Raw genomic sequence first — 7,162 nt, 5'->3', positions numbered from 1 at the left:
GCGCTCTGCTGGCGCGCCGGCGCTCTGCCGCTCGCGCGGGGCCTGCTGGCGCACCGCCGGCTGCGGTGAACGACGGCGACTCTCGATCCTCTTGCGGATCTGCTCGTCGGCCGCTTTCAGGTCGAACGGCGCCGACATCTGCTCAGGTGACCAGGCGAACTCGGCCACGAGGTCGTCATAGAGCATGGAATCCCCCGAGTGCTGTGTGGTGACGAGATCGAGGGCCCTCGTCGCCCCCGACGGATCCCACTCTAAGCCCTGACCCGCCGATCTTCGCCAGCGGCTCGACCAGAGAGACCGACTCCGCACGGTCAAAATTCGGCGTGTCGGGCCTCAGATGCTGACGTCTCGGGGCAGCGGCGTGGGTGTCAGCGCGCCCAGGCGCTCGATGGTGTCGAGCGCGATCGACTGGGGCGTCAGGCCGATCGCCTCGAGGATCTTCGGGCGCTTGGCGTGGTCGAGGAACTCCTGCGGGATCCCGTGGATCCGCACCGGGGTGCGTACGTCGGCGGCGGTCAGCGCCTGCAGGAAGGATGCGCCCACGCCGCCGGTGACGCCGTTGTCCTCGATGGTGACCACGAGGCCGTGGTCGGCCGCCGCCTCGACGAGGGCCGGGTCGATCGGCTTGACCCAGCGCGGGTCGACGACGGTGACGCCGATACCCTGGGCGGTGAGCCGCTCCGCCACGCCCACGGCCACCTCGGCCATGGAGCCGACGCCGAGGACGAGGACGTCCTTGGTGCCGTTGCGGACGAGCACGTCGGCGCCGCCGAGCTTGCCCACGGTGGGGATGTCCTCGGGTGGCGGGCCCTTCGGGAAGCGGACGACGGTGGGCGCGTCGTCGACCTCGACGGCCTCGTCGAGCAGCTCGTTGAGGCGGGTGATGTCGCGCGGGGCGGCCAGCCGCAGGCCGGGGACGACCTGGAGCAGGGACATGTCCCACATCCCGTTGTGGGAGGCGCCGTCGTCACCGGTCACACCGGAGCGGTCGAGCACGAACGTCACCCCGGCGCGATGGAGCGCGCAATCCATCAGCACCTGGTCGAAGGCGCGGTTGAGGAAGGTGGCGTAGACCGCGAAGACCGGGTGCAGGCCACCCATCGCCAGCCCGGCGGCCGAGGTGGCCGCGTGCTGCTCGGCGATGCCGACGTCGAAGGTGCGCTCGGGGAACCGAGCCTGGAACGCGTCGAGGCCGACCGGGTGCATCATCGCCGCGGTGATCGCGACGATGTCTTGGCGGCTCTCCCCCAGCCGCACCATCGCGTCGGAGAAGTGGTCGGTCCAGATCCGGCCCTTGGGCTTCTCAGCGCCGGTCTGGACGTCGAAGGGACCCGGCGAGTGGAACTGGTCGGCCTCGTGACGCTCGGCCGGGTCGTAGCCGTAGCCCTTGCGGGTGATCGCGTGCACGATCACCGGGCCGCCGAACCGCTTGGCCGAGGTCAGCGCCTGCTCGACGGCGTGGCGGTCGTGGCCGTCGACGGGTCCGACGTACTTCAGGCCGAGATCCTCGAAGAGGCCCTGGGGCGCGACCGCGTCCTTGAGCCCCTTCTTGACCGCGTGCAGCGCGTCGTAGGCCATCGCGCCGATCCCGGGGACCGCGTTGAGGCGGCGCTTGACCATGTCGAGGACCAGCTCGTAGCGCGGATTCGTACGCAGCGCCGTCAGCGCCGTGGCCAGGCCACCGATGGTCGGGGTGTAGGAGCGGCCGTTGTCGTTGACCACGATGACCAGCCTGGAGTCGTGCTGGATCGCGATGTTGTTGAGCGCCTCCCAGGCCATCCCGCCGGTCAGCGCGCCGTCGCCGATCACGGCGACGACGTGGCGGTCCTCGCCACGGATGGTGTAGGCCTTGGCCAGGCCGTCGGCGTAGGAGAGCGCGGTGGAGGCGTGGGAGTTCTCGACCAGGTCGTGGTCGGACTCGGACTGGCTCGGGTAGCCGCTCATTCCGCCCTCGCGGCGCAGCGTGCCGAAGTCGCTGGCCCGGCCGGTGACGAGCTTGTGGACGTAGGACTGGTGGCCGGTGTCGAAGACGATCTTGTCGCTCGGGCTGTCGAAGACGCGGTGCATCGCCAGGGTCAGCTCGACCACGCCGAGGTTGGGGCCGAGGTGGCCGGTGTTGGTGGCCACGGTCCGGATCATCAGGTCCCGGATCTCGCTCGCGAGGAGCTCGAGCTGGTCGTCGGAGAGATCACGAAGATCCTGCGGCGCGGCGATGCGTTCGAGGAGACCCATAGGAGGGGATTCTACGTCTCCACCCTGACGGGCTCCGACCCGGATAGCGCCGCGTGCTGGGGCGATCCGAGGAAGCGAGCCAGCCCGATCCGGGCCGAGTCGCTGAGGTCCAGGTCAGGCGCCTTCGCGGGGTCGACGAAGACGATCTGGCGGCCCTCGTGGCAGACGATGTCGGCGTCGGTGAGGTCGACCCCGGCCGCGTAGAGGTGGATCTTGTCGTCAGTGCCCGTCTCGGGGTGGCGGAGCTCCTGGACGCCGACCAGCTCGAGGGACCCGGGGGCAAGGCGCACCTCGGTCTCCTCCTCGAGCTCACGCGCCGCGCCGCTCAGCGGATCCTCACCCGGCTCCAGGTGCCCTCCGCAGAAGGACCACTTCTCCGGTGCGATCGTCGGATGCTCGTCGCGCTCCTGGAGCAGCACCCAGCCACGTCGGTCGACAAGGATCACGGCGGCGAACTCGGTCATGAGGGGCGAGCCTAGTCCGCCCGTGGACGCACCGACGCCCGCGGGCGGCCCAGCTCCCTCGTCAGTACGTCGCCGACCCGGTCCAGCCCGACGGGCTCCTCGACCAGCTCGGCCCAGGGACGGGTCGATCCGGCGAGGAAGGCGACCGCCTGCTCGAGGTGTCGCGGCTCGTAGTTGTGTACGCCGCTGACCGACCGCCACCCACGCACGACCGCCTCCGGGTCGACCGTGATCGCTCGCCCGGGAGAGACCGACCCCACGAGCACCAGCGAGCCGCCGACGTCGAGCGCCCCGAGAGCCGCCTCGATCGCTGCCGCCGCGCCGGAGAAGTCCAGCGCGACATCGACGAGTGGAAGCGGCTGGCCCGCGGCCACCGTCGACGTCGCGCCGAAGACCCGGGCGAGCTCCAGGCGGGCCGGGTCGACGTCGCTCACCACGACCTCGGCCGCACCGGCATCGGCCACGGCGGCGACGGCGGTCAGCCCGAGCATCCCGGCGCCGACCACGAGCACCCGGCGCTCGTGCAGCGAGCCTGCCCGCTCCAGCGCCGCCATCACGGTGGCGGTCGCACAGCCGGCCGGTGCAGCGACCTCGTCGGCCAGCGTCTCCGGGACTGGCACGACCGCGGTGCCGGCGGGCAGGAGCACGTGGGTGGCGTAGGTGCCCGAGAGCGGCCAGGCCGCCTCGTACCTCTCGTGGCCGAGCTTGCGCACGGAGCGGCACTTCGCGGTGAGGCCGCGCCGGCAGCGGTCGCAGGCACCGCAGGAGACGGTGACGCCCCAGACCACCCGCCGTCCCGTGCCGACGACCCGGCCGACGCCCTCGTGGCCGAGCACGCTCGGGCAGGCGCCGGGTCGCCGGCCGGAGACGGTGTGGTGGTCGGAGCCGCACACCGTCGCGAGGTCGATCTCGACGAGGCTCTCCCCCGGCCGGGGCTCGGGCAGGCCGACGGTCTCCAGCGTCACCTCGGTGCCGCCGCGCCACACCGCGACCCGGGCCATCAGACCGTGCCGACCTTCCGGCGCAGCCAGGCGCTGAACAGGTCGATCACGATGATCAGGACGATCACCATGCAGACGTAGGTCATCATCGTGTCGAAATGGAAGCTGTCCACCTCGGTCTTGATGAAGAAGCCGATGCCGCCGGCACCGACCGTGCCGAGGATGACCGAGCTGCGTACGTTGGTGTCGAACCGGTAGAGGAGCAGGCCGAGCAGCGACGGCATGACCGCGGGCAGCACCGCGTGCGCGGCGGACTGCACGGGCGAGGCGCCGGCGACACGGAGCGCCTCGACCGGCCCCTGGTCCACCTCGTCCATGGCCTCGGACCACAGCTTGCCCATCACCGCGACGTTGTGGATCGCCAGCGCGATCACGCCCGGGAAGGCCCCGAAGCCGACCGCGGCGATGAACATCAGCGCGTACACCGTCTCCGGGATGGCGCGCAGCACCGACATCACCGCGCGACCCACCAGCCACAGCGGCACGAACCGGTTGGTGGTGCGCGACGAGATCACCGCGAAGAACAGCGCCACCGGGATCGACAGGGTCGTGCCGAGCAGGCCGATCCAGATCGTCAGCAGGCAGTACTCCAGGCCGGGCCGGATCGTCTCCGACCAGCGCAGGTCGAGCGGGAAGGCGCCGTCCTGGTGGATCGTCTTGCCGTTCGGGTAGGTGCGGTCCACCCCGAAGAGGAAGTTCCACAGCCCCCGCCAGCCCTCGAGGAGCTCCTTGGGCGAGGTGTTGGTCTGCACCGCGGCGTACCAGTGCACGAGGACCAGGCCGATCGTGATGGCCACCGCGGTCGCGACTCCGCGCGGGCGGAAGCGCGGCGGGATGTCGAGCCCCGGGTCGGGACTCTTGGTCATGCTGGTCATGCGTACTCCCTCATCTCGGCGGGCCTGCCGGCCTCGGCCGCCTCCAGCGCCTCCAGGGCGGGCCGGTAGAGGCTCGCCACGGTCTCGTCGGTGACCTCGGCGCTGCTGCTGTCGAAGACCAGCCGGCCGCCGGCCAGGCCGAGGACGCGGTCGGAGAAGCGGCGCGCCAGGTCGGGCTGGTGGAGCACCGCGGCCACGGCGAGGCCGTCGTCGTCGGCCAGCGAGCGGAGCAGGTTCATCACCTGCTCGGAGGCGGCCGGGTCCAGGGCCGAGACGGGCTCGTCGGCGAGCAGCACCTTGGCCCGCTGGCACAGCGCCCGGGCCACGGCGACCCGCTGCTGCTGGCCGCCGGAGAGGCGACCCGCCTTCTCCCGGGCTCGGTCGGCGAGACCGACCCGGTCCAGGCAGGCCATCGCCTCGGCCTGGACCTCGCGCGGGAAGGCGAGCACCGACCACGACCGGCTCAGGCCGAGCCGCCCGAGCGCGCCCGCACAGACGTTGTCGAGCACGCTGCGGCGCGGAACCAGGTGGATCTTCTGGAAGACCATCGCCACCGTCGGCATCGCCTCTCCGGGCTTGGCGGTCACGCCGTCGACGGTGATCGTGCCGCCGTCGGGACGCTCCAGACCGACCACGCAGCGCAGCGAGGTGGACTTGCCGGAACCGTTGGCCCCGAGGAGGCTGACCACCTCCCCGGAGGCGACCTCGAAGGCCAGGCCGTCCAGGACCGTCTTCTCCCCGAACGCCTTCCTCAGGCCGTCGATGCGCAGCATGGCCACTCCAGGGAGGTGATCAGCACCCATCAGAGGTCGTCCGTGGTCAGGTCGAGGGCCTCGGCCAGGTCGGAGACGGGCTGGTAGTCCTCGTCGGTCACCGCGACCAGCGCCGGCTTGCCTTCCGGCGGGGTGAAGTCGAGGTACTCGCCGATCTCCGCGACCGACTCGGCCGGCAGGTTCAGCAGCGCCTCCTGAACGGCCTCGGACACCTCGGGCGTCATGTTCGGCCCCGCCGCGATCGGGTCGTTCAGGATCGGCTCGGACTCCCAGATCTGGCGGAAGGCCGACTCGTCGAACTGGCCCTCGGCGGTCGCCGAGGCCAGCGTCTGGCTGTTGATCTCGGCCGCGTCGACCTTCCCGTTGACCAGGGCCAGCAGCGCCTCGGTGTGGCCGCCGGCGTACTCGGCCTTGACGTCCTTCTCGATCCCGGCGTCGATGAGCGCCTTGCGCGGCACCGCGTCACCGGAGGTGGAGCCCGACTCCGACAGCGCCAGGGTCTTGCCCTTGAGGTCCTCGACCGTCTTGATCGGCGAGTCCACGGGCACCCAGATGCCACCGGTGTAGGAGGAGACCTTGCCGTCCTCGCCGGCGAAGGAGGCCAGCGGCGTGGCGCCGGCCTGCTTCTGGGCGAAGACGTAGCCCAGCGGCCCGAACTGGCCGATGTCCAGCTTGCCGTTCTGCATGGCGAGGATCTCGGCGACGTACGTGTCGGAGATCTGCACGTCGACCTCGCAGCCGAGCTCCTCGCCCAGGGCCTTGCCCAGGGTCTCGTAGACGGGGATCAGGTTCTTGGGGTCCTCGAACGGCTCCACGCCCATGGTCAGGGTGCCGTCGGGGCAGATCTGGTCGGGGCCGACCTTGCCGCCCGCGGCGGCTGCGTCGGCGGGCTCGGGGGTCGCCTCGCCGCCGCAGGCGGCCAGGGCGAGGGTCAGCGTCGCAGCACCCGCGAGCGCGGTGAGGGAGCGCAGCTTGGACATGTCGGTTCTTCTCCTGTGATCAGAGCAGCTGGTCGAGAACGGTGGGCGCGAGGCCCAGTGCGGTGGTCATGCCGATGCCCGATGTCACCGAGACGACCCGGAGACCCGGGAACGGCTCGTCGACGAGGAAGTCGGTGTGCGGGGAGTCCGCGTAGACCCCTCGCCAGCGACGTCGGACGGTGAGCGGGGCCCCGAGCAGCCGCGCTCCTTCCCGCAGCACCAGCTCGGCGACGTACTCGTCGTCGAAGGGCAGGTGCGTGCGGTCGTAGTGGTGGGTGTCGCCCAGGACGATCGAGCCGGGCCGGCCGCCGGTTCCGGGGCGCTGGGTGAGCATGAGGTTCATGACGACGTCGAGGAGCTCCGGGTGGGCCTCCTCGAACTGACGGCGTACGCCGGCCGCAGCCGTCGTCTCGGCGAACCCGCCGTAGCGAAGCATGGAGAGCCCCGTCAGCACCGCGGGCTCGATCTCGACATCGCCCGGAGGCGCGACCTCGAGCATCTGCAGCCGGCAGCGGCGTACGCCTGCCTTCTCGGCCACCTCCGGGAAGAGTCGGTCGACGTCGTGGCCGGCGGGAACAGGGCGCGCGTGGCATCGGCCTCGAGCAGGCGGGCCTGCTCGAGGCCGCGGGCGGCGGCGAACTCCTCGAGCACGGCCATCTCGGCCTCGGTGCGAGCCACGACGACGGTGCCCGTCTCGTTCACCCCGAAACCCGCCCCCTCGCCGAGGGCGACCCAGCGGTCCCGGGCCGCGAGGGCGTACGTCAGCGCCTGGCCCGACTGGGCGGTGGCGCAGACGTGCCCGAAGTTGCGGACCGAAGCGCCGACGGCGCGCTCGTC

At 71.5% G+C, this 7,162-nt stretch carries 9 protein-coding genes; all 9 read right to left on the bottom strand.

Features of this window, described 5'->3' with window-relative positions:
- Positions 1–186: hypothetical protein (locus ACFVJS_RS24990; RefSeq protein WP_378886068.1), on the bottom strand; the 186-nt coding region annotated here is incomplete at its 3' end.
- A gap of 147 nt (positions 187–333) precedes the next feature.
- Entirely contained in the window at positions 334–2,232 is a 1,899-nt protein-coding gene (gene dxs / locus ACFVJS_RS24985; RefSeq protein WP_378886066.1) for a 1-deoxy-D-xylulose-5-phosphate synthase, read from the bottom strand.
- Between the two features lie 11 nt (positions 2,233–2,243).
- Positions 2,244–2,696 carry an NUDIX domain-containing protein gene (locus tag ACFVJS_RS24980; protein ID WP_378886065.1) on the bottom strand — a complete coding sequence of 151 codons (453 nt, stop codon included), beginning with the start codon at positions 2,694–2,696 and terminating at the stop codon, positions 2,244–2,246.
- Positions 2,697–2,707: 11 nt separating this feature from the next.
- A complete protein-coding gene (locus ACFVJS_RS24975) occupies positions 2,708–3,697 on the bottom strand; it encodes an alcohol dehydrogenase catalytic domain-containing protein (protein ID WP_378886063.1) in 990 nt (329 codons plus the stop codon).
- Positions 3,697–4,572: a phosphonate ABC transporter, permease protein PhnE gene (gene phnE, locus ACFVJS_RS24970; protein ID WP_378886062.1), complete on the bottom strand. Its 876-nt coding sequence runs from the start codon at positions 4,570–4,572 to the stop codon at positions 3,697–3,699. Before phnE ends, ACFVJS_RS24975 begins: the two co-directional genes overlap by 1 nt.
- Positions 4,569–5,345: a phosphonate ABC transporter ATP-binding protein gene (locus ACFVJS_RS24965; protein ID WP_378886060.1), complete on the bottom strand. Its 777-nt coding sequence runs from the start codon at positions 5,343–5,345 to the stop codon at positions 4,569–4,571. Before ACFVJS_RS24965 ends, phnE begins: the two co-directional genes overlap by 4 nt.
- A 29-nt stretch (positions 5,346–5,374) precedes the next feature.
- The gene (locus ACFVJS_RS24960; protein WP_378886059.1) at positions 5,375–6,325 is read right to left on the bottom strand and encodes a phosphate/phosphite/phosphonate ABC transporter substrate-binding protein; all 951 of its coding nucleotides are present in this window, start codon (positions 6,323–6,325) and stop codon (positions 5,375–5,377) included.
- A 19-nt stretch (positions 6,326–6,344) separates the two neighbouring features.
- Complete coding sequence (locus tag ACFVJS_RS24955) at positions 6,345–6,863, bottom strand: hypothetical protein (RefSeq protein ID WP_378886057.1); 519 nt, start codon at positions 6,861–6,863, stop codon at positions 6,345–6,347.
- Positions 6,773–7,162 (bottom strand): FAD-dependent oxidoreductase (locus tag ACFVJS_RS24950; RefSeq protein WP_378886055.1); only part of this gene is annotated, 390 nt, incomplete at its 5' end. The genes ACFVJS_RS24950 and ACFVJS_RS24955, both read right to left, overlap by 91 nt.

This window comes from Nocardioides sp. NPDC057772 (genome assembly GCF_042798075.1).
Taxonomy (GTDB): domain Bacteria; phylum Actinomycetota; class Actinomycetes; order Propionibacteriales; family Nocardioidaceae; genus Nocardioides.
Note: the sequence above shows the minus strand (reverse complement) of the source record. Positions and strands in the feature narration are given on the sequence as shown.